Source organism: Mangrovicella endophytica (assembly GCF_002893625.1).
GTDB classification, from domain to species: Bacteria; Pseudomonadota; Alphaproteobacteria; order Rhizobiales; family Rhizobiaceae; genus Mangrovicella; species Mangrovicella endophytica.
The window spans coordinates 419,255-444,618 of sequence record NZ_PKMZ01000002.1; the positions used below are offsets into that span (position 1 = coordinate 419,255).

The 25,364-nt window shown below is 67.8% G+C and carries 25 protein-coding genes and 1 other RNA gene; 16 read left to right on the plus strand and 10 right to left on the minus strand.

The features are described from left to right. Window positions 1-24: 24 nt before the first annotated feature. From C0R46_RS07560 to ssrA, 4 genes are all read right to left on the minus strand, one after another. Window positions 25-291, minus strand: a complete 267-nt coding sequence (locus C0R46_RS07560) for a ribbon-helix-helix domain-containing protein (RefSeq protein ID WP_102958983.1) — start codon at window positions 289-291, stop codon at window positions 25-27. After that, window positions 288-503: a DUF4169 family protein gene (locus C0R46_RS07565; protein WP_102958984.1), complete on the minus strand. Its 216-nt coding sequence runs from the start codon at window positions 501-503 to the stop codon at window positions 288-290. The genes C0R46_RS07560 and C0R46_RS07565 overlap by 4 nt, the downstream gene beginning before the upstream one ends. 15 nt (window positions 504-518) lie before the next feature. Continuing rightward, window positions 519-1,100, minus strand: coding sequence for an SspB family protein (locus tag C0R46_RS07570; protein ID WP_102958985.1), 582 nt, complete (start codon window positions 1,098-1,100; stop codon window positions 519-521). A gap of 48 nt (window positions 1,101-1,148) precedes the next feature. Next, window positions 1,149-1,506, minus strand: a transfer-messenger RNA (tmRNA) gene (gene ssrA / locus C0R46_RS07575). 236 nt (window positions 1,507-1,742) lie between these two features. Between ssrA and C0R46_RS07580 the strand changes: the two genes are divergently transcribed. The 6 genes from C0R46_RS07580 (at window position 1,743) to C0R46_RS07605 (ending at window position 7,438) form a co-directional block, all read left to right on the plus strand. Beyond that, window positions 1,743-2,537: a thymidylate synthase gene (locus C0R46_RS07580; RefSeq protein ID WP_102958986.1), complete on the plus strand. Its 795-nt coding sequence runs from the start codon at window positions 1,743-1,745 to the stop codon at window positions 2,535-2,537. Next, window positions 2,537-3,058, plus strand: coding sequence for a dihydrofolate reductase (locus tag C0R46_RS07585; RefSeq protein WP_102958987.1), 522 nt, complete (start codon window positions 2,537-2,539; stop codon window positions 3,056-3,058). The genes C0R46_RS07580 and C0R46_RS07585 overlap by 1 nt, the downstream gene beginning before the upstream one ends. 195 nt (window positions 3,059-3,253) lie before the next feature. After that, window positions 3,254-4,429: an FtsH protease activity modulator HflK gene (gene hflK / locus C0R46_RS07590; protein WP_102958988.1), complete on the plus strand. Its 1,176-nt coding sequence runs from the start codon at window positions 3,254-3,256 to the stop codon at window positions 4,427-4,429. Next, complete coding sequence (gene hflC, locus C0R46_RS07595; RefSeq protein WP_102958989.1) at window positions 4,426-5,493, plus strand: protease modulator HflC; 1,068 nt, start codon at window positions 4,426-4,428, stop codon at window positions 5,491-5,493. The genes hflK and hflC overlap by 4 nt, the downstream gene beginning before the upstream one ends. Continuing rightward, window positions 5,490-5,675 carry a DUF2065 domain-containing protein gene (locus C0R46_RS07600; protein WP_102958990.1) on the plus strand — a complete coding sequence of 62 codons (186 nt, stop codon included), beginning with the start codon at window positions 5,490-5,492 and terminating at the stop codon, window positions 5,673-5,675. Before hflC ends, C0R46_RS07600 begins: the two co-directional genes overlap by 4 nt. A gap of 170 nt (window positions 5,676-5,845) precedes the next feature. Then, window positions 5,846-7,438, plus strand: coding sequence for a DegQ family serine endoprotease (locus C0R46_RS07605; RefSeq protein WP_102958991.1), 1,593 nt, complete (start codon window positions 5,846-5,848; stop codon window positions 7,436-7,438). A 13-nt stretch (window positions 7,439-7,451) separates the two neighbouring features. Here the strand turns inward: C0R46_RS07605 and serB are convergent, their stop codons facing one another. Further along, on the minus strand, window positions 7,452-8,342 hold the full coding sequence (serB, locus tag C0R46_RS07610; protein WP_102958992.1) for a phosphoserine phosphatase SerB: 891 nt from the start codon (window positions 8,340-8,342) through the stop codon (window positions 7,452-7,454). A 15-nt stretch (window positions 8,343-8,357) separates the two neighbouring features. Between serB and miaA the strand changes: the two genes are divergently transcribed. The 5 genes from miaA to C0R46_RS07635 all read left to right on the plus strand — a co-directional run bounded on the left by miaA (window position 8,358) and on the right by C0R46_RS07635 (window position 13,522). Then, window positions 8,358-9,254, plus strand: a complete 897-nt coding sequence (gene miaA, locus C0R46_RS07615; protein ID WP_102958993.1) for a tRNA (adenosine(37)-N6)-dimethylallyltransferase MiaA — start codon at window positions 8,358-8,360, stop codon at window positions 9,252-9,254. 89 nt (window positions 9,255-9,343) lie between these two features. Further along, window positions 9,344-10,123 carry a GGDEF domain-containing protein gene (locus tag C0R46_RS07620; RefSeq protein ID WP_102958994.1) on the plus strand — a complete coding sequence of 260 codons (780 nt, stop codon included), beginning with the start codon at window positions 9,344-9,346 and terminating at the stop codon, window positions 10,121-10,123. 257 nt (window positions 10,124-10,380) lie between these two features. Further along, window positions 10,381-12,174: an acetolactate synthase 3 large subunit gene (locus C0R46_RS07625; RefSeq protein WP_425349868.1), complete on the plus strand. Its 1,794-nt coding sequence runs from the start codon at window positions 10,381-10,383 to the stop codon at window positions 12,172-12,174. Between the two features lie 98 nt (window positions 12,175-12,272). Beyond that, window positions 12,273-12,869, plus strand: coding sequence for an acetolactate synthase small subunit (gene ilvN, locus C0R46_RS07630; protein WP_102958995.1), 597 nt, complete (start codon window positions 12,273-12,275; stop codon window positions 12,867-12,869). A gap of 59 nt (window positions 12,870-12,928) precedes the next feature. Next, window positions 12,929-13,522, plus strand: a complete 594-nt coding sequence (locus C0R46_RS07635; protein WP_102958996.1) for a LysE family translocator — start codon at window positions 12,929-12,931, stop codon at window positions 13,520-13,522. A gap of 55 nt (window positions 13,523-13,577) precedes the next feature. Here the strand turns inward: C0R46_RS07635 and C0R46_RS07640 are convergent, their stop codons facing one another. Next, window positions 13,578-14,144 (minus strand): DUF1003 domain-containing protein, encoded by a 567-nt coding sequence (locus C0R46_RS07640; RefSeq protein ID WP_102958997.1) that lies wholly within the window; start codon window positions 14,142-14,144, stop codon window positions 13,578-13,580. A 53-nt stretch (window positions 14,145-14,197) separates the two neighbouring features. Beyond that, window positions 14,198-15,718, minus strand: a complete 1,521-nt coding sequence (locus C0R46_RS07645) for a diguanylate cyclase domain-containing protein (RefSeq protein WP_198598267.1) — start codon at window positions 15,716-15,718, stop codon at window positions 14,198-14,200. A 207-nt stretch (window positions 15,719-15,925) separates the two neighbouring features. On the opposite strand from C0R46_RS07645, the gene C0R46_RS07650 reads away from it, so the two are divergent. Beyond that, a complete protein-coding gene (locus C0R46_RS07650) occupies window positions 15,926-17,053 on the plus strand; it encodes an ATP-dependent DNA helicase (RefSeq protein ID WP_102958999.1) in 1,128 nt (375 codons plus the stop codon). Between the two features lie 186 nt (window positions 17,054-17,239). Here C0R46_RS07650 and C0R46_RS07655 read toward each other — a convergent pair whose 3' ends face one another. Beyond that, window positions 17,240-19,027: a hypothetical protein gene (locus C0R46_RS07655; RefSeq protein ID WP_102959000.1), complete on the minus strand. Its 1,788-nt coding sequence runs from the start codon at window positions 19,025-19,027 to the stop codon at window positions 17,240-17,242. Window positions 19,028-19,243: 216 nt separating this feature from the next. On the opposite strand from C0R46_RS07655, the gene C0R46_RS07660 reads away from it, so the two are divergent. From C0R46_RS07660 to C0R46_RS07675, 4 genes are all read left to right on the plus strand, one after another. Beyond that, the gene (locus C0R46_RS07660) at window positions 19,244-19,990 is read left to right on the plus strand and encodes a pyridoxine 5'-phosphate synthase (protein WP_102959001.1); all 747 of its coding nucleotides are present in this window, start codon (window positions 19,244-19,246) and stop codon (window positions 19,988-19,990) included. Window positions 19,991-20,101: 111 nt separating this feature from the next. Beyond that, window positions 20,102-20,782 carry a TetR/AcrR family transcriptional regulator C-terminal domain-containing protein gene (locus C0R46_RS07665; protein WP_425349875.1) on the plus strand — a complete coding sequence of 227 codons (681 nt, stop codon included), beginning with the start codon at window positions 20,102-20,104 and terminating at the stop codon, window positions 20,780-20,782. 3 nt (window positions 20,783-20,785) lie between these two features. Continuing rightward, window positions 20,786-21,805: a ketol-acid reductoisomerase gene (gene ilvC / locus C0R46_RS07670; RefSeq protein WP_102959003.1), complete on the plus strand. Its 1,020-nt coding sequence runs from the start codon at window positions 20,786-20,788 to the stop codon at window positions 21,803-21,805. A 157-nt stretch (window positions 21,806-21,962) separates the two neighbouring features. Next, window positions 21,963-22,391: a PilZ domain-containing protein gene (locus tag C0R46_RS07675; RefSeq protein ID WP_198598268.1), complete on the plus strand. Its 429-nt coding sequence runs from the start codon at window positions 21,963-21,965 to the stop codon at window positions 22,389-22,391. Window positions 22,392-22,493: 102 nt separating this feature from the next. Here C0R46_RS07675 and dhaL read toward each other — a convergent pair whose 3' ends face one another. Both dhaL and C0R46_RS07685 read right to left on the minus strand, forming a co-directional pair. After that, window positions 22,494-23,129, minus strand: a complete 636-nt coding sequence (dhaL, locus tag C0R46_RS07680) for a dihydroxyacetone kinase subunit DhaL (RefSeq protein WP_102959005.1) — start codon at window positions 23,127-23,129, stop codon at window positions 22,494-22,496. Window positions 23,130-23,202: 73 nt separating this feature from the next. Then, complete coding sequence (locus C0R46_RS07685; protein ID WP_245413491.1) at window positions 23,203-25,293, minus strand: bifunctional sugar-binding transcriptional regulator/dihydroxyacetone kinase subunit DhaK; 2,091 nt, start codon at window positions 25,291-25,293, stop codon at window positions 23,203-23,205. Between the last annotated feature and the right edge of the window lie 71 nt (window positions 25,294-25,364).

The following is a 25,364-nucleotide window of genomic DNA, read 5'->3' on the forward strand; positions in this document are numbered from 1 at the left end:
CCCGTGATGCCCATCGGGCCCGGTTCAGCTCACGTCTGCTGCGGCTTGCAAGGACGTGCGTTCGCCAAGATCCGCCGCCGGCTGACGTTCCAGCGCATCCGTCAGGACCGCGACCCGGATGGCGGAGGAGAGGTTCGTGGATTCATCCCGGCGGGCATCGATGCGGGCGACGAGGCCGGCGAGCGAGATCGCCTGACGATCGGCCATGGCGCGCAGCGCCGCCCAGAATGGTTCTTCGATGCTGATGGAGGTTCGATGGCCGCGAATGGCGATCGACCGCTTGACGATCATGCGCCGGGCTTTGCCGGACCGCCGTCCATCGCCCCGGCATCATCCAGCCGGTGCGCGTCGAGCTGTGCCGCCGACCGCTCTCGTTCCGCACTTGCCGTCTGGCGCAGTGCCTTGGGCAGGCCGTGGAGAACGCGGTTGGCCGCGGCCTTGTCATCCTTGCGGCGAGCCTCGGCCCGCTTGCGCTCGCGGCGAAGGTTGATGATCTCCGCCATGCAGGGACACGTGCCTTATGGCTTCTTGCGGAAGGCGTCGAGCGAGACGACCTCGGCGGCGCGTTTGCCGTCTTCGGCCGCCGGCTCCTTTGCGGGCTTGGCCGCAGCCGGAGCCTTGTCCTTGGCCGGCAGCTTGGCGGTCGCCGGCGCCTTCACCGGCTTTGGCGCCTCGGCCTCGCTCGTCACCGGTGCGATGGAGGCGACAGTCGCGCCCTCGCCATCGGCATTCGCCGCCTCGACCTCGCGCACGTCGAATTCGAGTTCGAAATTCACCGCTGGGTCGTAGAAGCCGCGGATCGCGCTGAACGGGATCAGCAGGCGCTCCGGGATGTCGGAGAAGGAGAGGCCGACCTCGAAGTTCGTGTCGGTGACCTGCAGGTCCCAGTACTGGTGCTGGATGACGATCGTCATCAGCTCCGGATACTTCTCGCGCAGGCGCGTCGACAGCCGCACGCCGGGTGCCGACGTCAGGAAGGTGATGAAGAAGTGGTGATCGCCCGGCAGGCCGGTCTTGATCACTTCGGCCAACACCTTGCGGATGACGCCGCGGAGCGCGTCCTGCGCGAGAATGTCGTAGCGGATCAGATCCTGGCCCATCGATTCCCCGAATACATGCCGGCTGCAGGCAGCGCCTGCCTAAAATGAAGTGGAGGCTTCTGTTGCCAGGTGCCTCCGAACCCCGCCTAGAGGTGCGAACCCCCAGGGCTTTGATTGAAGCTATCGCACTGCATTAAGCAGCGAGACGGGCTTCCGCATAGTTGTCGTTGGCAACTATTGTACGGCCCGATAACGGCGGAACCATGCCGAGCAAAAGTCCGATCTTTACGCCCTCGTCGATCCTATTTCGCCCCCGCCTCAGCCCATCGCAGCGGATGGGTTGAGGTGGAGGCGCCGGGTACCGCCCCCGGGTCCGAAAGGTTTATTACATCGGCCGTTTATCGCCATAGCCGGTCGGGTGACCGGCACGCGGAATATAGGGGCTCAGGCGCGCCCTGCAAAGATCGGAAATCGCTATCGATGACACTGATGATGTGGCGCCTGTCGCGGCGATGCCGCGCGCCTGTTGCGGCGGGCGCACGAGCGATCGCTAATCCGTCATCGCCGCCGCTTCCGGAGTCGACAGGGCGGGGTGCGTCTGAGATGGATAGGCTGCGGTGACGCCGTATCCGAATCCGCTTCGAGGGCGCGAGCCTGCGCCAGTGCCGGGTGGCGGGGCTCCGCATTCAGGCCGGAGTATGCATGCGCCAATATCTCGATCTCCTCGACCGCGTCCTCACCGACGGTACGCTCAAGGGCGACCGGACCGGAACCGGCACGCGCTCGGTCTTCGGCCATCAGATGCGCTTCGATCTCTCGGCCGGCTTCCCGCTCGTCACCACCAAGAAGCTGCATCTGCGCTCGATCATCCACGAACTGCTGTGGTTCCTGAAGGGCGAGACGAACGTCGCCTATCTCAGGGACAACGGTGTGCGGATCTGGGACGAATGGGCGGACGAGAACGGCGATCTCGGCCCGGTCTACGGGGCGCAGTGGCGCTCCTGGCCTGACTACAATGGCGGCCATATCGACCAGATCGCGAGGGTGGTGGCCGATATCCGCCGCAACCCCAATTCGCGCCGCCTGATCGTGTCGGCCTGGAACCCGGCGCTGGTGGACGAGATGGCGCTGCCGCCGTGCCACTGCCTGTTCCAGTTCTATGTCGCCGACGGGAAACTCTCCTGCCAGCTCTATCAGCGCTCGGGCGACATCTTCCTCGGTGTCCCCTTCAACATCGCCTCCTATGCGCTGCTGACAGCCATGGTGGCGCAGGTGACGGGGCTGAAGGCCGGCGACTTCGTCCATACGCTGGGCGACGCGCATATCTACGCCAACCATTTCGAGCAGGCTCGCCTGCAGCTGTCGCGCGAGCCGCTGCCGCTGCCTCGCCTGAAGCTGAACCCTGCGATCGACGATCTCTTCGCCTTCCGATTCGAGGACATCGCCATCGAGGGCTATGAGGCGCACGGCCACATCAAGGCGGACGTCGCGGTTTGATGGCAGAGCAAGGCCAGCCGCGGCTGACCGCCGTCGTCGCGATGGGGCGCAATGGCGTGATCGGGCAGGACGGGCAACTGCCCTGGCGCCTCTCGACCGACCTGAAGCGCTATCGCAGCCTGACCATGGGCAAGCCGATGATCATGGGCCGCAAGACGATCGAATCGATCGGCCGGGCGCTCGACCGTCGCGACACGATCGTGCTGACGCACCGGCCCGAGATCGCCATTGCCGGCGTCTTCCTGGCGCATTCGCCACAGGAGGCGCTGCGGCTGGCTGGCGAGAGGGCGGCCGAGCGCGGCGTGGACGAGATCATCATCGCCGGCGGCGGCGAGATCTATGCCGAGTTCCTGGACCGCCTCGATCGACTCGCCATCACCCATGTCGATGCCGACCCCGCGGGGGATGCGCGATTTCCGGCCATAGACTGGGACGGATGGACCGTGGTGACGTCGGAAGATGTGCCGTCGGGTCCGAAGGATGACGTCGCCAGCCGCCACGTCGTCTACGAGCGGCGCTGAGGGCGCTCACGCCGATCACTCTTGCCGGCCGTCTGGAACACTACCGCGCCGCTAACCATCCCCGCCTGCAACGCGGCAAAAGCGGCCGCTCGCGTTGAAAGGGCGAGGGGCAGTTCCTATACAGGGCACAACACCTAAAGACAGGCGGCGCGGGCACGGCTTCTCGCCTCCCATAGCGCGGGCGAAAGGACCTTCATGCCCTGGAGTAATCAGACGGGGAACGGCGGCGGCTGGAAAGGGGGCGGCGGCAATGGCGGCGGTCCCTGGGGGCAAGGACCTCAGAACCCGCGGCCCGGCAACAATCCGCCTGATCTCGAGGACATCCTGCGCCGCGGCCAGGACCGGTTGCGTCGCGCCATGCGCGGCGGGCGCGACGGCTCGTCGGGCAATGCCAATGGCGGCGGCTTCGCACTTGCGGGCCTGATCGTCGCAGGCCTTGCCGTGCTCTGGCTGTTCAAGGCCGTCTATACCGTCCAACCCGACGAGGTCGGCGTCGAGATGTTCCTCGGCAAGCCGGAGGAGCAGCTGTCGCAGCCGGGCCTCCACTTCGTCATGTGGCCGCTCGAGACGGTGGACACGGTTCCCGTCGTCGAAAGCCAGATCACCCTCGGCAGCGGCCAGCGCGGCGATACGTCGGGACTGATGCTCTCGGGCGACCAGAACATCGTCGACGTGCAGTTCGCGGTTCTCTACCAGGTCGACAATCCGCAGGCCTATCTCTTCAACGTCGAAGACCCCGTCGCGATGCTGCAGCAGGTCGCCGAGAGCGCCATGCGCGAGGTGGTCGGCCGGCGTCCGGTGCAGGACGTCTTCCGCGACGACCGCGCCGGGATCTCCGAGGACGTGCGCAGCATCGTTCAGGACACGATCAACCGCTACGGCACGGGCCTTCGCGTGAACGCCATTTCCATCGAGGATGCGGCGCCGCCGGCCCAGGTCGCCGACGCCTTCGACGAGGTGCAGCGCGCCGAGCAGGACGAGGACCGCTTCGTCGAGGAAGCCAATCGCTATCGCAACCAGCAGGTCGGCCAGGCGCGCGGCGAGGCGGCGCAGGTCCGCGAGGATGCAGCGGCCTACAAGAACCGCGTCACGCTGGAAGCCGAAGGCGCGGCGAACCGCTTCTCCTCGATCGTGGCTGAGTATCAGAAGGCGCCCGAGATCGTGCGCCGCCGGCTCTTCCTCGACACGATGGAAGGCGTCCTGCGCAACTCGTCCAAGGTGATCGTGCCGGAGGGCGGGCAGGGCGTCGTGCCCTATCTGCCGCTCAGCGAATTGCAGCGTCAGCAGCCGGCCACGAGTGGTCAGCCGCGCGTCGTCGGCAGCGGAGCCAGCGTCACCGGTGGCGCTTCGGTGCAGGAGACCGGCCGATGAGCAACCGCGCCACCGCCATCCTGATCGCCGCCGCTGCGGTGCTCTTCATCCTCTGGAACTCGCTGTTCATCGTCAATGAGAAGGAGCAGGCGATCGTGCTCCGCTTCGGCGAGATCACGCGGGTCGTCAAGGAACCCGGCCTCTACTTCAAGGCGCCCCTGAGCTTCGCTGGCGCGGACAACGTGCAGAAGCTGCCGGACCGCCTGCTGCGCTTCGACCTGGACAACATCCGCGTCCAGGTCTCGGGCGGCAAGTTCTACGAAGTCGATGCCTTCATGGTCTACAGCATCCAGGATGCCGCCCTGTTCCGGCAGGCCGTGTCCGGCTCCATCGAGGCGGCCGAGCAGCGCCTGCGCACCCGTCTCGACGCCGCTCTGCGCAGCGTCTACGGCCGGCGCGGCTTCGAAGCCGCGCTGTCGGAAGAGCGCGGTGACATGATGCGCGAAGTCCGCGACCAGATCCGCCCGGATGCCGCCTCGCTCGGCGTCGAGCTAAACGACGTGCGCATCCGCCGCACCGATCTGACGCAGGAGGTCTCGCAGCAGACCTATGAGCGTATGCAGGCCGAGCGTCTGGCCGAGGCCGAGCTCCTGCGTGCCCGCGGTCAGGTGTCGGCGCGCGAGATCCGCGCGGCGGCCGATCGTGAGGCGGTCGAGTCCATCGCAGCCGCGCGGCGCGACGCCGAGGTGCTGCAGGGCGAAGGCGACGCGGCGGCCAACCGCGTGCTCGCCGAGGCTTACGGCAAGGACCAGGGCTTCTTCGACTTCTACCGCTCGATGAACGCCTACAAGGCAGCACTGGAGAATTCGGGCACCACCATGGTGCTGACGCCGGATTCGGAGTTCTTCCGCTACTTCAACAGCGCCTCGGGCGTGGGCACGGGCCGCGGGCCTGTGACCGGCGCAACGGCTCCCGGTGGAGCCGCCTCGGGTCCGGCTGCGGCTGCGACGCCGGGCACGGCCTCGGGTGCTGCCGCGACATCGCCGGGCGCAGCTGAGACGCCGGCTCCGGCACCTGCCGCTCCTTTGGACACGAGCACGACGCCGGCAACGCCGGCACCGTGACCGACTTCCTCGCCGCCCTCGGTCTGGTGTTGGTGATCGAGGGCGTCGTCTGGGCGCTTTTCCCGGCTGCGCTGGCGCGGCTCGGCCGCATGGCCGAGCAGATGCCGGAAGCGGCGCTCCGGCGCAGCGGCCTTGTTGCGGTGATCGCCGGTACGGCGATCGTCTGGCTGGTGCGGGGATAGGCGCCCGCCGCCTGCCAACTTCGGGTGCCGCGACCGCTCAGCGGCACTGCGCCTTCTTGATTCGGACGCTTTTTTCCGCTCCGCTCATCCTCTCGCCCGATCGGGATTCGCGCTGAGGCCGCCTTGCGCGGCTTCTGCTGCACCTGAATGCGCGGCGCACGGGGACTGCCATGACCGCACTGCCGAGCCGCCGCTGCCTGACAATCGCGCTGATCTGCGCCGCTTCGGCGGGCGGCCTTGCGCCAGCCCGAGCGCAGCCTGTAACGCCGCCAGCGGTTGCCCCCGTGCCGCCGCCGCCGCCGCCGCCGGCGGCTGATCCGGTGACACCGCAGCAGCAGGCACCCGCGACGAGCCGTGGACCTGCCTCGGTCGCGGACCTTGCGGAATCGCTCCTGGACTCCGTCGTCAACGTCTCGACCTCGCAGAATGTCGAGGGTGTGGCGCAGGGGCTGCCGCGGCTGGAGGCGCCCGAGGGCTCGCCGCTGCAGGACTTCTTCGATGACCTCCTGAAGGATGGGGACAAGGGCGGCTCGCAGCGCGTCCAGTCGCTCGGCTCCGGCTTCGTGGTCGACGCCTCCGGTATCATCATCACCAACAACCACGTCATCGCCGACGCCGACGAGATCAGCGTCAACTTCTCCGACGGCTCGAAGCTCGACGCGACGGTGCTCGGCAAGGATACCAAGACCGACATCGCGGTCCTGAAGGTGCTGCCGCCCAAGCCCCTGAAGGCGGTGAAGTTCGGCAACTCCGACAAGTTGCGTATCGGCGACTGGGTGATGGCGATCGGCAACCCATTCGGCCTCGGCGGCTCGGTGACGGTTGGCATCGTCTCGGCGCGCGGCCGCAACATCAATGCCGGCCCCTACGACAACTTCATCCAGACCGATGCTGCCATCAATCGCGGCAATTCCGGCGGGCCGCTCTTCGACATGAATGGCGAGGTCGTCGGTATCAATACCGCGATCATCTCGCCGACCGGCGGCTCGATCGGCATCGGCTTCTCGATCCCGGCAACGCTTGCGGTCAACGTCGTCAACCAGCTGAGGGAGTTCGGCGAAACCCGGCGCGGCTGGCTCGGCATCCGCCTTCAGGCCGTGACCGACGAGATCGCCGAAGGCTTCGGCCTGTCGAGTGCCAAGGGCGCCATCGTCATGGGCGTGGTGCCGGGCGGACCGTCCGACAAGGGGCTGCTGAAGGTCGGCGATGTCATCACCAGCTTCGACGGGCGCGAGGTGGAGAGTTCGCACGACCTGCCGCGCATCGTCGCCGAGACGCCGGTCGGCAAGACCGTGAAGGTGGAGGTGCTGCGCAAGGGCGCCGCCGCCGAGCCGCCCAAACCCGTCACCGTCGATGTCACGCTCGGCCGGCTCGAGGACGGCGAGCAGGCGATGAACGAGACCGGAAGCGACAAGGGACTCGGCGGGCCGCCGAGCGGTCAGGAAAACGAGGAGCGGGACGGCGACGTCTCGGCGCTCGGCATGACGCTCGCCGAGATCGATGACAAGGCCCGGCAGGAATACAGCCTCGGCAAGGAGATCTCGGGCGTCGTCGTCACCGGTGTGGCGCCGGCGTCCAGCGCAGCCGAGAAGGGCATCCAGCCCGGCACGGTGATCAAGGAGGTGGCGCAGGAAGGCGTTACCAAGGCCAAGGACGTCGAAACCAAGATCGCTGCGTTGCGCTCCTCCGGGCGCAAGAACGCGCTGCTGCTGCTCTCGTCCAACACCGGCGACCTGCGCTTCGTCGTGGTGCCGCTCGACTGAGCGGCGCAGCTGCTCAGGCCGCGACGAAGTCTGCGCGGCGGAAACCCTGGATGAAGAGCAGCGCCGTCAGGTCGCCGTGATCGACCCGGTGCGGCGCGGCCGCGGCAACGCTCGGCTTGGCATGCAGCGCAACGCCGGTACCCGCTTCCTTCAGCATGGCGAGATCATTGGCGCCGTCGCCGACGGCGATCGCGGCATCGACGCCAGTGCCGAGCGTCTCCGCGATCTCGCGCAGCGCCGCAACCTTGGCGTCGCTGCCGAGGATCGGTTCCTGCACGAGGCCCGATAGCGCGTTGCCCTCGACCAGCAGCGTGTTGGCGCGGTGCTCGTGGAAACCGAGGCGCTCGGCAATGACGGCGGTGAAGGCGGTGAAGCCGCCGGAAACGAGGGCGGTGCGCGCGCCGTCCGCCCGCATGGTGGCAATCAGCGTCGCGCCGCCCGGTGCCAGGGTGATGCGCTTCTCGATGACCGCGGCGATCGTCGACTGGGGCAGGCCCTTCAAAAGCGCCACCCGCTCGCGCAATGCCGGCTCGAACGCGATCTCGCCGTTCATCGCCCGCGCTGTGATGGCGGCGACGCGATCCTTGATGCCGATTTCGGCGGCGAGTTCGTCGATGCACTCCTGGCCGATCATGGTGGAGTCCATGTCGGCAATGAGAAAGCGCTTGCGCCGGCCAGCCTCCTCCTGCACCACGCAGTCGATCCCGGCCTCGCCGGCAAGGCCTGCGAGTGCCGTGCGATCGTTGGCCGAAAGGGCGCGGGCGGGACGAAGGTCGCAGGCGAAGCCTTCGTGCAGCCAGTCGGCGCCCGCCTCGGCACCGATCGCGGCACGGGCAGCTTCGACGATTTGCCGAGACAGGCCAGGGCCTTCCGGCGCGGCGATCAGCGTGACGACGACGGACATGGGAACGCCTGAGACATGAACTGGAAGGCGATCCTGATAGCCGGGCCGACCGCGAGCGGCAAGTCGGCGCTGGCGCTGGCGCTGGCGCGGCGCACGGGCGGCGTCATCGTCAATGCCGATTCCATGCAGGTCTATGCCGGTCTGCCGATCCTCACCGCGCAGCCGAGTGCGGAAGAGCAGGCCGAGGCGCCGCACCGCCTCTATGGCCATGTCGATCCGGCGCGACCCTATTCGGTGGGCGACTGGCTGCGCGAAGCCGTGCCGGTCATCCAGGATCTGCAGGCGGCGGGACGGGTGCCGATCGTCTGTGGCGGCACCGGCCTTTACTTCAAAGCGCTGCTCGGCGGCCTCGACGACATGCCCGCGGTGCCGGATGCGATCCGCCGGCAGTGGCGTCAACGGCTGGCGGACGAGGGTGTCGCCGCGCTGCACGCCGTGCTGGCCACGCGGGACGCGGAGGCCGCATCCCGCATTCGGCCGAGCGATCCGCAGCGTGTCGTCCGCGCGCTGGAACTGATCGAAACGACGGGCGGGCGGCTCGCCGATCTCCAGGCCGGACGCTCGCGCCCGCAGATCGATCCCGCCACGACGCAGAAGATCGTACTCACGCCCGATCGCGCTCTTCTGCGGCAGCGGATCGCCGACCGGTTTGGGCTCATGGTCGAGGCCGGCGCCCTCGATGAGGTGCGGCGGCTACGGGCGCGGGGCGACATCGACCTGGCCACGGGCGCCGCTGCCAAGGCGATCGGCGTCACCGAGCTCGCACGGGTACTCGATGGCGAAATCGACCAGGTTGCGGCTGCGGCCTTGGCGGTCACCCGAACGCGGCAGTACGCCAAGCGGCAGGAGACCTGGTTCCGGCATCAGTTCGACACCGATTGGACACGCATCGTTCACGCCGGCGCAGTCTGACGAGCGCAATTTTAGCAGCCGGATTAAGGTTGTCGGAACCCTGCGTCGGCTATTGATTCGCCTCTGTCCTACAGAGTTGTCCGGGCCGAATGAGCATCCGAAAAGTTGAGTTGGCTGTCTTCGTGATGCTGCTGGCGGTTGCCATTTCGGCAACGCTCGTCTTCGCGGCCGACCAGACGTTTCAGAACGCGATGCAGACTGGAAGCAGGCTGGTCGGCAACAGCGGCAGGCCGCTCGTTATTGCTACCTATGCGACATTGATCGGAACGCTGCTCTTCGGATTCCTCTACGTCATCCCTGCCATTCGCCGGCAGTCCCAGGAGCAGGGGCAATTACATGCGCTGGCCGGCGAATTGCACGAGCAGTCCCGCCATCTGAAGCATGCCGCGCTGACCGATCCTCTGACGGGCATGAACAATCGTCGCCTCTTCGACGAGGCGCTGACGCAGTATCTCGAGGAGTTCCGCCGTGTCGGGCGGCCGCTCGGGCTGATGCTGCTCGACCTCGACCACTTCAAGTCGGTCAACGACATGCACGGCCACGATGTCGGCGACGCGGTGCTCTGCGAAGTGGCCCGCTGCCTCGGGGACTATACGCGCTACCACGACATCGCGGCGCGCATGGGCGGCGAGGAGTTCGCGATCATCGTGCCCAATGCCGCCATGCCGGAGCTGACGGCCTATGCAAACCGGATCCGCCGCGCCGTCGAGGGCCTCGTGATCACCTCGAACGGCAAGAAGGTGAGGGTGACGATCTCCGTCGGCCTTGCCGTCGCCGACGGAACAGAGGATGCGCCGGGCTTCCTGAAGCGGGCGGACGTCAAGCTCTACGACGCCAAGACAGGCGGGCGGAACCGCATCGTTTCGTGATCCCGTGCTCTCGCCTTTCGCGGAGACATAATTCGCCATTGACGCGGGTTGACGTTGCGACTAGCGTGCCGTTCATGATGACGATGAGCATTCTCGTAGTATTGAGGCGCACACGCGTGGCGGTCTAAGGACCGTCCGGCTAAAGCCACGTGTGCGCAACCAGGGCCTTCAGGGGCCCTTTTTTATTGCGCCGATCATCCCGGAACGACAGGCACGGTGAGGGGAACGGCGGGGACTTTCTCGGGCAGGATGAGACGATGGACACCAATGCGATGAGCACCGAACGGCGGGAGATGACGGGCGCCGAGATGGTCGTGCAGGCGCTGAAGGACAACGGCGTCGAGCATATTTTCGGCTATCCCGGCGGCGCGGTGCTGCCGATCTACGACGCGATCTTCCAGCAGGAGGCGGTGCGCCACATCCTCGTCCGCCACGAGCAGGGCGCCGGCCACGCCGCCGAAGGCTATTCCCGCTCGACCGGCAAGCCGGGCGTCATGCTGGTCACCTCCGGACCCGGCGCGACCAATGCGGTGACGCCGCTGCAGGACGCGCTGATGGACTCGATCCCGCTCGTCTGCATTACCGGACAGGTTCCGACGACGCTGATCGGCTCGGACGCCTTCCAGGAGTGCGACACGGTCGGCATCACGCGGCCCTGCACCAAGCACAACTGGCTGGTGAAGGACGTCAACGATCTCGCGCGCATCCTGCACGAGGCTTTTCATGTCGCGACCACCGGCCGCCCGGGCCCGGTCGTCGTCGATATCCCGAAGGACGTGCAGTTCGCCACCGGCATCTATACGCCGCCGCCGGCCCAGCCGAGCCACCAGAGCTACCGACCCAAGCTCGCCGGCGATCCCGCACGGATCGAGGCGGCGGTGGAGCTGCTGGCTTCGGCGAAACGGCCGATCCTCTATACGGGCGGCGGCGTCGTCAATTCCGGTCCGGAGGCGAGCCAGCTTCTGCGCGAGCTCGTCGCGTTGACCGACGCGCCGATCACCTCGACGCTGATGGGCCTCGGCGCCTATCCGGCATCCGGCGAGAACTGGCTCGGCATGCTCGGCATGCACGGGACCTACGAGGCCAACCATGCGATGCATGGCTGTGACGTCATGGTCTGCATCGGCGCGCGCTTCGACGACCGCATCACCGGGCGGCTGAACGCCTTCTCGCCGGGATCGAAGAAGATCCACATCGATATCGACCCTTCGTCGATCAACAAGAACGTGCGCGTCGACCTGCCGATCATCGGCGACGTCGCGCATGTCCTGGAGGAGCTTGTCCGCGTCTGGAAGGCGAAGAACAAGGCGATCGACGCCGAGGCGCTGAAGAGCTGGTGGTCGCAGATCGACGGCTGGAAGGCGCGCAACTCGCTTGGCTACAAGCCGAGCCGCGACGTCATCATGCCGCAATATGCGGTCCAGCGGCTCTACGAGCTGACCAAGGGGCGCGACACCTATATCTCGACCGAGGTCGGCCAGCATCAGATGTGGGCGGCGCAGTTCTACGGCTTCGAGGCGCCGAACCGCTGGCTGACGTCCGGCGGTCTCGGAACCATGGGCTACGGGCTGCCGGCAACGATCGGCGCGCAGATCGCCCATCCGGAGTCGCTGTGCATCTGCATCGCCGGCGACGCCTCGGTGCTGATGAACATGCAGGAGATGTCCACCGCGATTCAGCACGGCGCCCCGGTGAAGATCTTCATCCTCAACAACCAGTACATGGGGATGGTGCGCCAGTGGCAGCAGCTGCTGCACGGTAACCGGCTGTCCAACTCCTACACGGAGGCGCTGCCGGACTTCGTGAAGCTGGCCGAAGCCTATGGCGGCGTCGGCATCCGCTGCCAGAAGCCGGACGAGCTGGACGACGCGATCAACGAGATGATCTCGGTGGATGCGCCGGTGCTGTTCGACTGCCGCGTCGCCAATCTCGCCAACTGCTTCCCGATGATCCCGTCGGGCAAGGCGCATAATGAGATACTGCTGCCCGACGAGGCGACGGATGAGGCGGTCGCCACCGCCATCGACGCCAAGGGCAAGGCGCTGGTCTAACGAGCGGCACGGGAGAGAGGCCGGACCGGCGTAGCGCCTGTCCGGTCTTGCCTGAACTAGAACAAGCGATGCCGGCCGTCTGCCGGGAGGATAATGCCATGAACACAGCCACCCAGCCGCCGGCTTCCGCCTACTTCATCACCGAGGAGCGGGAGAAGAACGAGGCCCGCACGCTCGCCATCCTCGTCGACAACGAGCCGGGCGTTCTCGCGCGCGTCATCGGGCTCTTCTCCGGACGCGGCTACAATATCGAGAGCCTGACCGTCTCCGAGACGGAGCACGAGCGGCATCTCTCGCGCATCACCGTCGTCACGCGCGGCGCGCCGCATGTCATTGAGCAGTTGAAGAGCCAGCTCGACCGGATCGTGCCGGTGCACCGCGTGGTCGATTTGACCCGCGCGGCGGGCGAGGACGGCGAGACCGGCCCGATCGAGCGCGAGCTTGCGCTCTTGAAGGTGGCGGGGCAGGGGGACAAGCGGCTGGAGGCGCTGCGGCTCGCCGACGTCTTCCGCGCCAAGGTGATCGATTCCTCCATTGAGCACTTCGTCTTCGAGATCACCGGCCGGCCCTCGAAGATCGACAAGCTCGTCGCCATCATGGCGCCGCTCGGCCTCGTCGAGGTCTGCCGCACCGGCGTCGCGGCCCTGTCGCGCGGTAAGGACGGCATGTCCGGCCCTGCTGAGGCGAGTGCCTGAGCGCCGCTCCAGCGCGATTTTCTCCATCCAGCGGGACATCGGCCCGCACGGGATCTGCGATGAGCCTCGACACGTTTCTGGCGCTGCTCGGCTTTGCCTTCGTCACCTCGGTGACGCCGGGGCCGAACAACTTCATGCTGATGACCTCAGGCGTGAATTTCGGCTTCCGCCGGACCATCCCGCACATGCTGGGGATCGGCTTCGGCTTCCTGTCGCTGCTGCTGGGTGTCGGCTTCGGACTCGGCGCGCTGCTGCACGCCTACCCGCCGCTGGAGATCGCGCTGAAGGTCGCGAGCGTCGTCTATCTCGTCTGGCTGGCCTGGAAGATCGCCTTTTCCCGCTCGATGGGCGAGGCCGACTCCACCGCGCGGCCGCTGCGCTTCGTCGATGCCTTCCTGTTCCAATGGGTCAACCCTAAGGCCTGGGCGATGGCGCTGGTCGCCATGGCCGCCTATGCCAGCACCGAGGAGCCGGTGACGCGGGTGCTCCTGGTCTCCGCCGCCTTTGCGCTGGTGAACCTGCCCTGCGTGTCCATCTGGGCGGGCTTCGGCGTCGCGTTGCGCGGCTTCCTCGCCGATCCGAAGCGGCTGCGCTGGTTCAACATGGCGATGGGCATGCTCTTGGTGCTGACGATCATCCCGATGCTGCGCTGAGGCACCTCGCTCCGGGCGCAAGCGTCGTTCTGCTCCGCTTCAACGTCCACCTGCATCAGCTGCTGCGGGAGTTCTCCTGCTTCTCGATGGCGTCCATCACGGCCTCCGGGGCCACATTCCGGGTAACCTCCGGCACCTCGCGATCCACAGCCGTGCGGATCCCCAGGTGCTCGCGGATCTCCGCCACCATCTCGGCGAGCTTGGTCAGTTCATGTTCGGCGAGAAGGCTGATCTGGAGATCGAGGTCGGCGCGCTTGTCCTGTGCCGCCGCGGTCCGATTCTGGCTGATCAGAACGAAGGTCGACAGGAAGATCGCCTCGACCGAGGCGATCATCGCCAGCATCACGAAGGACGGGTCGAAGGCCGGAATGACGGGCAGTATGCCGAGGTTGACGAGGATCCAGCCGCCGTACAGCACCAGGTGCAGGTAGACGAAGCGCATGCTGCCGGTGAAGCCGGTGATCGCCTCGGCCACCTTCTCCTCGCGCGTGGCGCGCGCCGCCTCGTCCTCGCGCCGCTTCTGCAGTGCCGTGATGTTACGCTCCAGAGACGCGGATAATCCCGAAGGATTGGGGGGAGGAACGACCGGGCCGGCCGACAGCCCGTCCTTGCGATCATCCATGCATCGCCTCTTCGTTCGGCCCCGGGCGCCGTCCGCCGAGCCGAGGTAGAGGCTTATCTTGCCTGCCGGAGTGCCGCGGCAAGATGAGGATGATGCTCCAAAGCGCGATGATCGGTGCCGTGCGCTGGGGCGCGCCTGTCTTTCGTGATGCTGCGCTCGACGGCGGGCATCACGCCGTCGCCCCCTGCCTGAGCGATGCCGCCGCCGCTCCGCTTCGCCCGGTAGAGTGCCTGGTCGGCGTGGCGGACGAGATCGTCCGGCGAGGCGGCATCGCACATTGAGGCGACCCCGATGCTGGCGCCGACCTTCACCACCGCGTCCTGTAGGGGGAATGGTGCTTCGATGGCTGCGATGAGGGTGCGGCAAAGCTGGACGCCCTCGGCTTCCGGCGCGGGCGGCAGCAGGATGGCGAACTCGTCGCCGCCAAGGCGGGCGACGGTCGCACCGGCCGGCGCTGCCTGGCACAAGCGCTCGCCGACGGCCCTGATCAGCGCGTCACCGGCTGGATGGCCGAGCGTATCGTTCACCTGTTTGAACCTGTCGAGGTCGAGCAGGAGCAGCCTGATGTCGCCATCGCCCGACCGGAAGGCGGCGTCCAGCTGCTCGTTGAAGCGGGCCCGGTTCGGCAATCCCGTCAGCGTGTCGTGGAAGGCGAGATGACGTGCCCTGGCTTCGCTGGCCCTGAGGGCGCGTGCACCCTTTCTGAGGCTCGCGACCAGAACGGCCACGACGATCAGCATCGCACATAAGGTGGCGACCAGAGCCGGCGCCATCCGCTCGGCCAGCACCTGCCCCGGCAGGTGCACTTTCCAGAGGAGGAAGCCCACAGGCCGGCCCTGATTGTCACGCAGGGCGAATGACAGCTCGTCACCGCCGGGACGGTCATCCCAGGAGAACCGCGCACCCTCGAAGAGGTATCTGTGCTCCAATTCCTCCAGAAAGCGGCCGTCGAGATAGTGGACGGCCAAATGAATGTAGGCGTCGGCGGGGCGCTGGCGGATCTTCCCGGTCGAGGGCACGACCGGCTTGACGCTGACCACGGCCGGATGCCCGTCGATCACGGCGATGTCCTGTGCGCCGGGGCTGCGTATCCGGCTGTCCGGGCTCTGCCACTTGCCACTCGCAAGCGCTTGCCGCACGTCGGCGATCATCGAACGGGCGGTTGGCTCCAGATCCTGGAAGGTGGAGGGATCGGCGCGGCTGTCTCCTTGGGAGGCGTAGACGGGCCGGTCCTGCGGATCGAGAACCACGAGGCGCTCGAAGCCGAAATACATGTTCATCCAGAGCCCCATATTGTCGTCGATCCATTCGGGATCGAGAGGGCCCTGCAGATGAGTCACCGCCTCGTCCCAGGCCGTGACGCTTTCCTGATTGTGGGCGATGCTCTGGACGGCCTGCTGGAGGATGGACGCGGCGAGACTCCGGTCGCGCTGGACGACGAGTTCGTTGGCTTCCCGCACCGACATCGCCAGGAGCATGCAGGCCAGACCGCCGATCAGCGCGATGGCCAGACCGGCAGGAACGGCAACGGCGAGCCAGCGGCTGGGATCGGGAAGATACGAACGGTTCGGCATGCCCCACCGTGACACTCCGCCGCTTAAAGGTTCCCCTGCAGCGGCGGGGAATGTGGATTGGCATGAACGATTGGTTAAGAGGCCGCTACGGCGGAACCCGATGAATAGACTCTCGGCCTCGCTATATGGAAATGCCCTCGCTTTGCCTTCGGCCCCGGCACCTGCCATTGGTGGCACTTCAGAATCGCACAAGGGCGACCGAGCACCGTGAAATTCTCACCCCAGCAGGACGAGGCGCTGACCCGCGTGGCCGCATGGCTGAAGGCCGGCGACCAGCCGATCTTCCGCCTGTTCGGCTATGCAGGCACCGGCAAGACGACGCTGGCGCGGCACTTTGCCGAGGGGCTCGACGGCGCGGTGCAGTTCGCCGCCTTCACCGGCAAGGCGGCGCAGGTGCTGCGCTCCAAGGGTGCCAAGAGCGCGCGCACGCTGCATTCGCTGATCTACCGCCCGCGCGGCGAGGAGACGGTGTCCGACGAGGAAAGCGGCACGTCACGCGTCTCGCCGACCTTCTCGCTCAACCGGCAGAGCCCCGTCGCCAAGGCCAAGCTGGTCATCGTCGACGAATGCTCGATGGTCGACGAGGCGCTGGGGCGCGACCTTCTGTCCTTCGGCACGCCGATCCTCGTTCTCGGCGATCCCGGCCAGCTGCCGCCGGTTTCGGGGGGCGGCTTCTTCACGGAAGCCGAACCGGATTTCCTGCTGACGGAGATCCACCGGCAGGCGCGCGACAACCCGATCATCGAGCTCGCCTTGCATGTGCGCGAAGGGCGCGAGCTGATGCATGGTGACTGGGGCACGGCGCAGATCATCGGCAAGCGCGACGTCGAGCGCGAGCGGGTGCTCGCCGCCGACCAGGTGCTGGTCGGCACCAACCGCACGCGCCGCCGCTACAATGCGCGGCTGCGCGAGCTGAAGGGCTATACAGGCGCGCTGCCGCAGGCCGGCGACAAGCTGGTGTGCCTCAGAAATGACCCGGCCAAGGGGCTGCTCAACGGCTCGCTCTGGCAGGTGATGACCGCCTCGCCCGAAAAGACCAAGCCCGGCACCAACCTGATCGTGAAGCCCGACGACGACGACGTGGACAGCGGCGCGGCGAAGATCAAGCTTCTGAAGTCGGCCTTCGAGAACCCGGAGGAGGAGGTGCCCTGGGCGACCAAGAAGCGCTTCGACGACTTCGACTATGGCTATGCCCTGACCGTCCACAAGGCGCAGGGGTCGCAGTGGAACGACGTGATGCTCTTCGACGAGAGCTGGGCCTTCAAGGAGACGCGCGAGCGCTGGCTCTACACGGCAATCACCCGGGCGGCGGAGAAGCTGACGATCGTCAAATGAGGCAGCGGGCAGCCTCTGCTGCTGCTCCGATGCCGACCGCTCGTGCGTGTCGGCGCCCAGCCGGCACATCGGCCGCGCTTGCGCCGCGCCCTTCCATCTGCAGCGCACACATGGAAAAGGCGGCCGCGGCCGCCTTATCGGTACCAGCTGGTCGCGGAACGCCGTCTGGCGCGCCGCAGGAGATACTCAGCAGCCTGTGCCGGTGAGGAAGGCGCGGCGGTTTTCGATCCTGTCGAGCATCACCTGACAGCCATTGCCGAGGTCAGCCGAGGCGCCGGGCGCGACGGTCTGGCGGCTCTTGCCCATGACGGCGAGCGTCGCGCCGGCGTCGGTGATGCCGGAAACGAAGACGCGCTTTTCGCCGAAGGCCGCCGTCTCGCCGATGCCGTAGCCGTTGGCGCCCTTTTCGGGAGCATCCGTGGCGGCTGCCGGTGCCGCAGCGGGTGTGCTTGCAGCAGCACGGGGCGTGTCGCTCGGAGCGCCTGCCGGTGCGACCGGTGTCGGTGCTGCCGGGGAGGCCTGGTCGGCGCCGGATGTCTCGGCCGTGGTGCCCTCCGTCGCGGCCGGCACAGCCGGGACGGGTGCAGCCGTATCGGCCGGTGCCGCGGATGAAGCCGTCGTCGCGGCAGGTGCCGATCCTTCGGCCGGGGCCGCGCTGCTGCCCGCCGGGCTGGCTGCGGCCGGCGCTCCGCCGCTGTCTGAGGTGCCACAGCTTGCCGGGGCCAGGCGCACCGAGCCGTTCTCGATCGCCTCGACCGTGATCTGGCAACCGTCGCCGAGATCGGCGGGCGTTCCGACCTTCGCTTCGACGGACGGTCCGCCGAGCGTGCGGAAGAAGGCGGTGTCATCGCTGATCCGTGACAGCGACAGCCCCTTGCCGCCGACCGTGGTGGCCTGACCGACGACGAGCGTCACCGGACCGCCCGGAGCCGCGGCCGCCGTGTCAGTCGCGCCCGAGGCTGCGGCGGCATCGCCGGACGGTTGGGCGGCGGGCGCCGGGGCCGTTGCAGCGGCGGTATCAGCCGGCGCGGCCGCGGGCGCATTGCCCTGTGCTGCACCGGCGTCAGATGCTGGTTGCGGAGCCGATGCACCGCCTTGCGCTGCCGCAGGTGACGGCGTCGCAGCGGGTGCCTCCACGCTACCAGCCGGAGCCGCATTCCCGGCAGCCGCAGCAGCGCCGGCAGCGCCCTGCTCGGTCACACGAGCCGTCTTGCCGCCCTCGGAGGGTCCCGCAGCGCCGCCGGGTGCAGTCCCCTCGCCGCCGGCGGGTGCCGCTGCGGACGATGCTGCTGTCTGGCCGGTCTGCTCGGCAGCGCAGCCGTTTGACTTGAGGTAAGCGGCGCCGGCCGCGACGCCCACGAGGGTGACGCTGCAGCCGTTGCCGAGATCCACCGAGCTGCCGGCTGCAACATCGGTGGGATTCTGGTCGCCGGCCCTGAGCGTCGCGATACCGGCCTCGGCGGAGAGGGAGGCAACGCCGAGCCGCGAGGTGCCGAAGATCGCGGTCTGGTTCGGCAGCAGGATCGCACCGGTGCTGCCGATCTCACCGGCAAATCCGGCAGCTTGGTCGCCACCCGCCGCCGCTGCAGGCTGCGATGCGGCCGGGGCGGGCGCTGCGGGAGCCGCTGCCGCCGCGGCATCCATCTTGCCCTCCAAGGCGCCGAGGCGCTGGTCGAGCGCGTCGATCTTGCCGGAGACGTCGCCGATGGTGGAGCCAAGCCCCTTGGTCTGCGTCTCGAGATTTTCGGACAGCTGCTGGAAGGCCGGACCGAAGTCGGTGTTGGCGGCGGGCGAGCCGACCTTCTCCGTCAGTGCCGTCGTCTTCTGGTCAACGGCGGCGACGCTGGTCTGCAGCTGATCGATCCGCGCCGACAGCGCCTCCTCGACATCGTCCACATCCGGCCCGAGCAGCCAGCCGATCAAGAACCCGACGAAGCCGGCGATCACCAGCGGAATGACTTTAGCGCGATCCATGCTGTTCCTCCCGAGCGTTTCGTATCGTTAAGTGCCGCAGCCGAGCGTGCGGGCAAGGGCTTGTCAAGCAACGGTTGCATGACGGTTTTGCGCCGGCGGCCATGTCGCCGTGCCGGCGGATGGCTCAGGCAGCGCGAGCAAGGCGCAGGGCGGCGGCCATCTTCACGTGCCCGACCTGAGCGCCTAAGGATGGGGCCGATCCCGCGGAGCACAGCCATGCCGACCGAACTCTCCGTCAACCTCAATGCCATTGCGATGCTGCGCAACCGGCGCGACCTGCCATGGCCGAGCGTTACGCATCTCGGCCGCATCGCGCTCGGCGCCGGTGCTCACGGCCTGACGGTGCATCCGCGCCCTGACCAGCGGCATATCCGCTTCTCCGACCTGCCGGAAATCCGCCACCTCATCGACAGCGAGTTCCCCGAGGCCGAGTTCAACATCGAGGGCTATCCGACCGAGGAATTCCTGGCCCTCGTCGAAGCGGCGCGGCCCGAGCAGGTGACGCTGGTGCCGGACGATCCCTCGCAGCCGACCTCGGACCATGGCTGGCACTTCCCGTCGAGCGTCGATGCGCTGCGGCCGATCGTGGAGCGGCTGCAGGGGCAGGGCGCCCGTGTTTCGCTGTTCGCCGATGCCGAGCCGGACTGGATCGCCGACGCTGCCGCAACGGGGGCCGACCGGATCGAGCTCTATACGGGGCCTTACGGCGGCACCTTCGGCGACGGAGAGGCCGCGGCCGCCGAGATCGAGCGGCTCGGCGCGACGGCGGATGCGGCCATTGCCGTGGGCCTCGGCGTCAATGCCGGGCATGATCTGACCGTCGCCAACCTGCCGGCCCTCGTCGCGCGGATCCCGGCACTGGCGGAAGTGTCGATCGGCCATGGCCTCACCGCCGATGCGCTGGAATACGGCATGGCCGAGACCGTGCGCCGCTTCATCCGCGCCTGCGGCCACAGCGGGTGAGATTGGCGGCGGCGCCCGCATGAATCCGCCTCTTGCAGCGGCGCTCCGAACCCGCTAGAGAGCCGTACCGTACGTTACGGTACGGTGTTGGAGCGGTGGCTAGGCGGCGCGATTCAGGTGGCAGCAGAGGGTGACATCGCGATCGAGACGCTGACGGAGCGCCAGCGTGCCGTGCTGGACGCCGCGCTCGCCCTGATCGTCGCCGAAGGCCAGCCGTTGACAATGAGTGCGCTGGCGCGATCCGCCAGCTGCTCCAAGGAAACGCTCTACAAGTGGTTCGGCGACCGTGACGGTCTCCTGACCGCGACCGTGCGTTGGCAGGCGGCCAAAGTCCGCTCCGTACCGGTCGAGCCTGAAGGGCTGACGCGCGAGACGCTTGCCCACAGCCTGACGCGCTTTGCCGCCGATTGGCTGCGAGTCCTATCCGGCGAGACCTCTGTCGCGCTGAACCGCGTGGCGATCGCCGAGGCGGATTCGGCGCGTACCGATCTCGGTGCCATCGTGCTGCGCAACGGGCCGATCGCCATGGCACGGCGTCTGCAGCCGGTGCTGGAGGCGGGGCGAGTGGCGGGGCTGCTGCGCTTCGAGGATGGCGAGGCGGCCTTTCGAACCTTCTTCGGCCTCGTCGTGCGCGACGTTCAGATCCGGCTCCTCCTCGGCGATCGGCTGAGGCTCGGCGAGGCGGACATCGAAACTCAGGCCGCGCAAGCGACGCGGCACTTCTTCGCCCTCTACGGGGTGGAACCCAAGGCGGCCGGATCGGCCGACGAAACCGTCAACAGGAGGATATGACCCATGCGCGTTTATTACGATCGCGACGCCGACCTGAACCTCATCAAGGGCAAGAAGGTCGCCATTATCGGCTATGGCAGCCAGGGCCGCGCCCATGCGCTGAACCTGAAGGATTCCGGCGCCACGCAGATCGCCATCGGCCTGAAGCCAGGCTCGGCGACCGCCCAGAAGGTAGAGGCCGACGGCCTGAAGGTGATGACTGTCGCCGAGGCCGCCAAGTGGGCGGACCTGATGATGATGGCAACGCCCGACGAGCTGCAGGCCGACATCTACAAGGACGAGATCGCGCCCAACATCCGTGACGGTGCGGCGATCGCCTTCGCGCATGGCCTGAACGTGCATTTCGGCCTGATCGAGCCGAAGAAGACGGTCGACGTCGTCATGATCGCGCCGAAGGGGCCTGGCCACACCGTGCGCGGCGAGTACCAGAAGGGCGGTGGCGTGCCGTGCCTCGTCGCCGTTCATCATGACGCGTCCGGCAACGCGCTCGACCTCGCGCTCTCCTACGCCTCCGGCGTCGGCGGCGGGCGGTCCGGCATCATCGAGACCAACTTCAAGGAAGAGTGCGAGACCGACCTCTTCGGCGAGCAGGTGGTGCTCTGCGGCGGCCTCGTGGAGCTCATCCGCGCCGGCTTCGAGACGCTGGTCGAAGGCGGCTACGCGCCCGAGATGGCCTATTTCGAGTGCCTGCACGAGGTGAAGCTGATCGTCGACCTCATCTATGAGGGCGGCATCGCCAACATGAACTACTCGATCTCCAACACGGCCGAGTGGGGCGAGTACGTCTCGGGTCCGCGCATCATCACCGCCGAGACCAAGGCCGAGATGAAGCGCGTCCTGAAGGACATCCAGACCGGCAAGTTCACCTCCGACTGGATGCAGGAGTACCGCTCCGGCGCGGCGCGCTTCAAGGGCATCCGCCGGATGAACGACAGCCATCAGATCGAGCAGGTCGGCGAGAAGCTGCGCGGCATGATGCCGTGGATCAAGTCCAACGCGCTGGTCGACAAGGCCCGCAACTGACGCCGGACCGCGTTCCATTCTGAACGGGAGGGGCGGTCTTCGGGCTGCCCCTTCCGATTGCGAATCGCAGTTTGGATTCAATTGCCGGCTAGGGCTTCACTCCGTCGCAATCATTATGGGGGAAAGTGCCCCCGTCTGGCATCAGAAGCAGGGGCTGATGATGAGCGCGTTGCAAGAGTTGGATCCCGCCGGTGCCGAGCGCCGCGTCGCGCCACGGACGCGCACGCTCAAGCGCGCCAAGATCCTGTTCAACAATCACTATTCGACGTTCGACTGTGTCGTGCGCAACATCTCGGCGACCGGCGCCCTTCTGACCATCGACGAGGCGGCGCATCTGCCGAAGGTCTTCGAGGTGCGGATCGGCGAGGACAAGGACGCGCGACCGGCGCGGCTCGTCTATCGCCGCGGCATGTTCGCCGGCATCCACTTCATGGACGTGGCGAGCGACGAGAACCACATGCCGGTGGTGCCGAGCGCGGCTGGCGAGACGATGACCATGGTGGCTGAGGCCCATGATGTCGACGTGCGCCGCATCGTCCCCGAGCCGCTGCCGGCCGCGATCGTCCGCAACCTGCGCTGGCGGTGAGCCGGGGCGACCGGCCGTATCCGCCGTCGCCTCAGGCCGGGTCAGCCTCCTAGAGCGCTGAGCGCCGCCGCCGCGTCGTGCCGACGTCGCGTCGCACCGCTTCTACGGCTTGAAGCTCTCTGCCATGGCTCTGATGATCATCAGAGCCGAGACGGCGCCTGGATCGATATGGCCGATCGAGCGCTCGCCGACGCGTGCGGCGCGGCCGCGCACGGCCACCATGGAGCGCGTCGCGGCAGCGCCCCGCTCCGCCGCGTCCAGAACGATTGTCCAGAAGCGGTCGGGTCTGTCCGCAAGCGCATGCTGGGCAGCCTCGGCCGCCGGCAGCCACACGTCCAGCATGGTCTTCTCGCCACGGCTGCCTTTGCCACGCTGTGCGATCCCGGCTGCCATGGCGTCGAGCAACGTCGCGGCGCTGGCGCAGTCGAGCCCATCGCAGCCGTCGAGCCTCTGCGCGGCGCGCAGGAAGCCGTTGGCGTAGAGCGGCCCGGTGGAGGCGCCGACCGCATCGAGGAAGGCGCCGGCCGCGGTCCGGAACACGTCCGCCGGCTTGGCGCTCGCCGCATCCAGCCTGCCGAGCGCCACGACTACGGCGCGGAAGCCGAGCGCCATGGTCATTCCGTGATCGGCATCGCCGATCGCCCCATCGAGATCCGAAAGGTGGTCGCGCTCCGCCTCCATCGTCGCCGCGATGCGCGCGAACATGTCGAGGAGCGACCTCACTGCGGGATCGTGCATGCCGCGTCCCTCCTTCCGTCCAGCGTTGCCCGCGCATAGCACGACGCGCCGGCGGCTTCACCGTTGTGCCCGCTCATGGGCCGACCTTGAAGAAGGGCGTGTCGCAGGGATGGCCGAGGAGGTCGGCCAGCTCGTCGTCGAGATGCATGATCGTGATCGACGCGCCGGCCATGTCGAGCGACGTGCAGTAATGGCCGACCCAGTTGGCGGCGATCGTCAGGTTCTTGGTGCGCAGCCGCTGCTCGACGCGCCGGTAGAGGACGTAGAGCTCCATCAGCGGCGTCGAGCCGAAGGAATTGACGAGCACGGCGACGCGGTCGCCCGGCGCGGTCTGCATCTCCGCAAAGATCCGGTTCATCGCCATGTCGACGATGGCGTCGGCCGATTGCATGGGCTCGCGCGCGACGCCGGGCTCGCCATGGATGCCGACTCCGACCTCCATGTCGCCGGGTCCGATCGAGAAGCTGTAGCGGCGCGTCTGCGGCATCGAGCAGGGCTCCAGCGCAACGCCCATCGTGAAGGTGCGCGCATTGGCCCGGCGCGCGACGCGCTCGCAGGCGTCCAGCGGCCAGCCGCGATCGCAGGCGGCGCCCGCCACCTTGAAGACGAGCACGTTGCCGGCGACGCCGCGGCGGCCATCGCGATCCTCGGCGCGCGAGGAGGCAACGTCGTCCGTCGTCACCACGCTGCGCACCGGAATGCCGTCGGCCTGCACCAGCTCGGAGGCCATTTCGAAGTTCATCGTGTCGCCGGCATAGTTGCCGTAGACGAACAGGACGCCCTGTCCGCCGGAAACGGCGCGGGCGGCGCGGGCGATCGGGTCCGGCGGCGGCGACGAGAAGATGTTGCCGACCGCAACCGCATCCGCCATGCCGGTGCCGACATAGCCGAGAAAGCACGGCTCATGTCCGGAGCCGCCGCCGACCACCAACCCGACCCTGCCCGGCCGCGGCGCCGTACGCGCCATGAAGGCGCGGCGGGCGCCCTGCACGGGAACGAGGTAATCGCTGTGGGCCCGCAGTGCCCCGTCCAGCATCTCGTCGACGATGTCGTCGGGATCGTTCAGGAACTTCTTGACGTGGCGGCGCTGCACCTCCGCCTGGCCGGCACCCTCGGTGCTCTCGGCAGTGCTGCGCGGCGCCGGGCGGGGCAGGGCGCTGGCCCCATCGGCGTCGAGAAGCGCCTTGCCTGTCGCCGCGTCGGTGACGAGCACGTCGGCATAGCCGCCGCGCAGGGCGCCGAGGATCGCCGGCACCTTGTCGATGCCCCCCGCGACGGCGATCCGCCGCTCGATCTGGCGGAGGGAATCAAGGGACAGTCCGACGAGGCGCTCGTCGAGGGGACCGCGCACCGGCTGGCCCTGCACGTCGATGAAGCGGCCGGCGACGACGCCAACGGCGTTCAGGGCGAGATAATCCTGCAGAGGGACGGCGTCGAAGAAGCCGCTGCTGTGGATGGTGGAATTCGGGCGTAGCGAGGCGACGCCGAAAAGGGCCCGGCTCGCATCGCCGAGCGCTGCAAATTGCGAGCGCAGCAGCGGCTCGGCCATCAGCATGTCGCGCATTTCCGCCGAGGACACGATGCCGGGCGCCGTGATGGGCACGCAGGCTGCACCGAGGCCGGCTGCCAGACGGGCGGCGCAGGCCTCCGGCGAGCCGACGATGCTGGCCGTCATGCCGCCGGTCGCCTGCACGACGCGGACGTCCTGCAGACCGGTGATCGAGGTTGCCGAGGCGACCGCCAGGACAGTGCGTCCCCAGGTGACGGCAAGCGTGTCGCCGGAGCGCAGAAGCCGCCGCAGCACCAGGCTGCCGGCGCTGCCGAGGCTGTCGATCAGGGAATCGCCCGGCTCCTGGCTCGGCACGACGAGGCAGTCGTGCAGGCCGAAATGGCGTTTCAGCTCCTGCGCGATCGTCAAGGAGGCCAGGCGGTGCGGATCGAGCGTGATGTTGACGATGCCGCGCTCGCGTGCGTCGGCGAGATAGGCATTGACCGTCGCGCGCGAGATGCCCATCGCGTCGGCGACTTCGCCCTGGGTGAGGCGATCCTCGTAGTAGAGCCAGCAGGCCCAGACCTGCGGATCGTCGCCGAAACGGAGCGGGATGATGCCGGCACCGCCTTCGGCCGCGGGCGTGCGCAGCGGCCGGCGCCGGTTTGCCGAGATCGAGCCGTCCGTCACGCGTTCAACTCTCCCCGAACCGCCGCCGCCCCATAAGGGGCAGCGGCGCCATTCCT

What these genes read in the sequence shown, in the direction of transcription:
- C0R46_RS07585 (WP_102958987.1), top strand. Translation starts at nt 2,537, where the DNA reads ATGGCAGAGCAAGGCCAGCCGCGGCTGACCGCCGTCGTCGCGATGGGG.
- C0R46_RS07645 (WP_198598267.1), bottom strand. Translation starts at nt 15,718, where the DNA reads ATGCCGAACCGTTCGTATCTTCCCGATCCCAGCCGCTGGCTCGCCGTT.
- C0R46_RS07625 (WP_425349868.1), top strand. Translation starts at nt 10,381, where the DNA reads ATGGACACCAATGCGATGAGCACCGAACGGCGGGAGATGACGGGCGCC.
- C0R46_RS07565 (WP_102958984.1), bottom strand. Translation starts at nt 503, where the DNA reads ATGGCGGAGATCATCAACCTTCGCCGCGAGCGCAAGCGGGCCGAGGCT.
- C0R46_RS07655 (WP_102959000.1), bottom strand. Translation starts at nt 19,027, where the DNA reads ATGGATCGCGCTAAAGTCATTCCGCTGGTGATCGCCGGCTTCGTCGGG.
- C0R46_RS07580 (WP_102958986.1), top strand. Translation starts at nt 1,743, where the DNA reads ATGCGCCAATATCTCGATCTCCTCGACCGCGTCCTCACCGACGGTACG.
- C0R46_RS07570 (WP_102958985.1), bottom strand. Translation starts at nt 1,100, where the DNA reads ATGGGCCAGGATCTGATCCGCTACGACATTCTCGCGCAGGACGCGCTC.
- C0R46_RS07605 (WP_102958991.1), top strand. Translation starts at nt 5,846, where the DNA reads ATGACCGCACTGCCGAGCCGCCGCTGCCTGACAATCGCGCTGATCTGC.
- miaA (WP_102958993.1), top strand. Translation starts at nt 8,358, where the DNA reads ATGAACTGGAAGGCGATCCTGATAGCCGGGCCGACCGCGAGCGGCAAG.
- ilvC (WP_102959003.1), top strand. Translation starts at nt 20,786, where the DNA reads ATGCGCGTTTATTACGATCGCGACGCCGACCTGAACCTCATCAAGGGC.
- serB (WP_102958992.1), bottom strand. Translation starts at nt 8,342, where the DNA reads ATGTCCGTCGTCGTCACGCTGATCGCCGCGCCGGAAGGCCCTGGCCTG.
- C0R46_RS07660 (WP_102959001.1), top strand. Translation starts at nt 19,244, where the DNA reads ATGCCGACCGAACTCTCCGTCAACCTCAATGCCATTGCGATGCTGCGC.
- C0R46_RS07620 (WP_102958994.1), top strand. Translation starts at nt 9,344, where the DNA reads ATGAGCATCCGAAAAGTTGAGTTGGCTGTCTTCGTGATGCTGCTGGCG.
- C0R46_RS07675 (WP_198598268.1), top strand. Translation starts at nt 21,963, where the DNA reads ATGATGAGCGCGTTGCAAGAGTTGGATCCCGCCGGTGCCGAGCGCCGC.
- C0R46_RS07560 (WP_102958983.1), bottom strand. Translation starts at nt 291, where the DNA reads ATGATCGTCAAGCGGTCGATCGCCATTCGCGGCCATCGAACCTCCATC.
- hflC (WP_102958989.1), top strand. Translation starts at nt 4,426, where the DNA reads ATGAGCAACCGCGCCACCGCCATCCTGATCGCCGCCGCTGCGGTGCTC.
- hflK (WP_102958988.1), top strand. Translation starts at nt 3,254, where the DNA reads ATGCCCTGGAGTAATCAGACGGGGAACGGCGGCGGCTGGAAAGGGGGC.
- dhaL (WP_102959005.1), bottom strand. Translation starts at nt 23,129, where the DNA reads ATGCACGATCCCGCAGTGAGGTCGCTCCTCGACATGTTCGCGCGCATC.
- C0R46_RS07635 (WP_102958996.1), top strand. Translation starts at nt 12,929, where the DNA reads ATGAGCCTCGACACGTTTCTGGCGCTGCTCGGCTTTGCCTTCGTCACC.
- C0R46_RS07640 (WP_102958997.1), bottom strand. Translation starts at nt 14,144, where the DNA reads ATGGATGATCGCAAGGACGGGCTGTCGGCCGGCCCGGTCGTTCCTCCC.
- ilvN (WP_102958995.1), top strand. Translation starts at nt 12,273, where the DNA reads ATGAACACAGCCACCCAGCCGCCGGCTTCCGCCTACTTCATCACCGAG.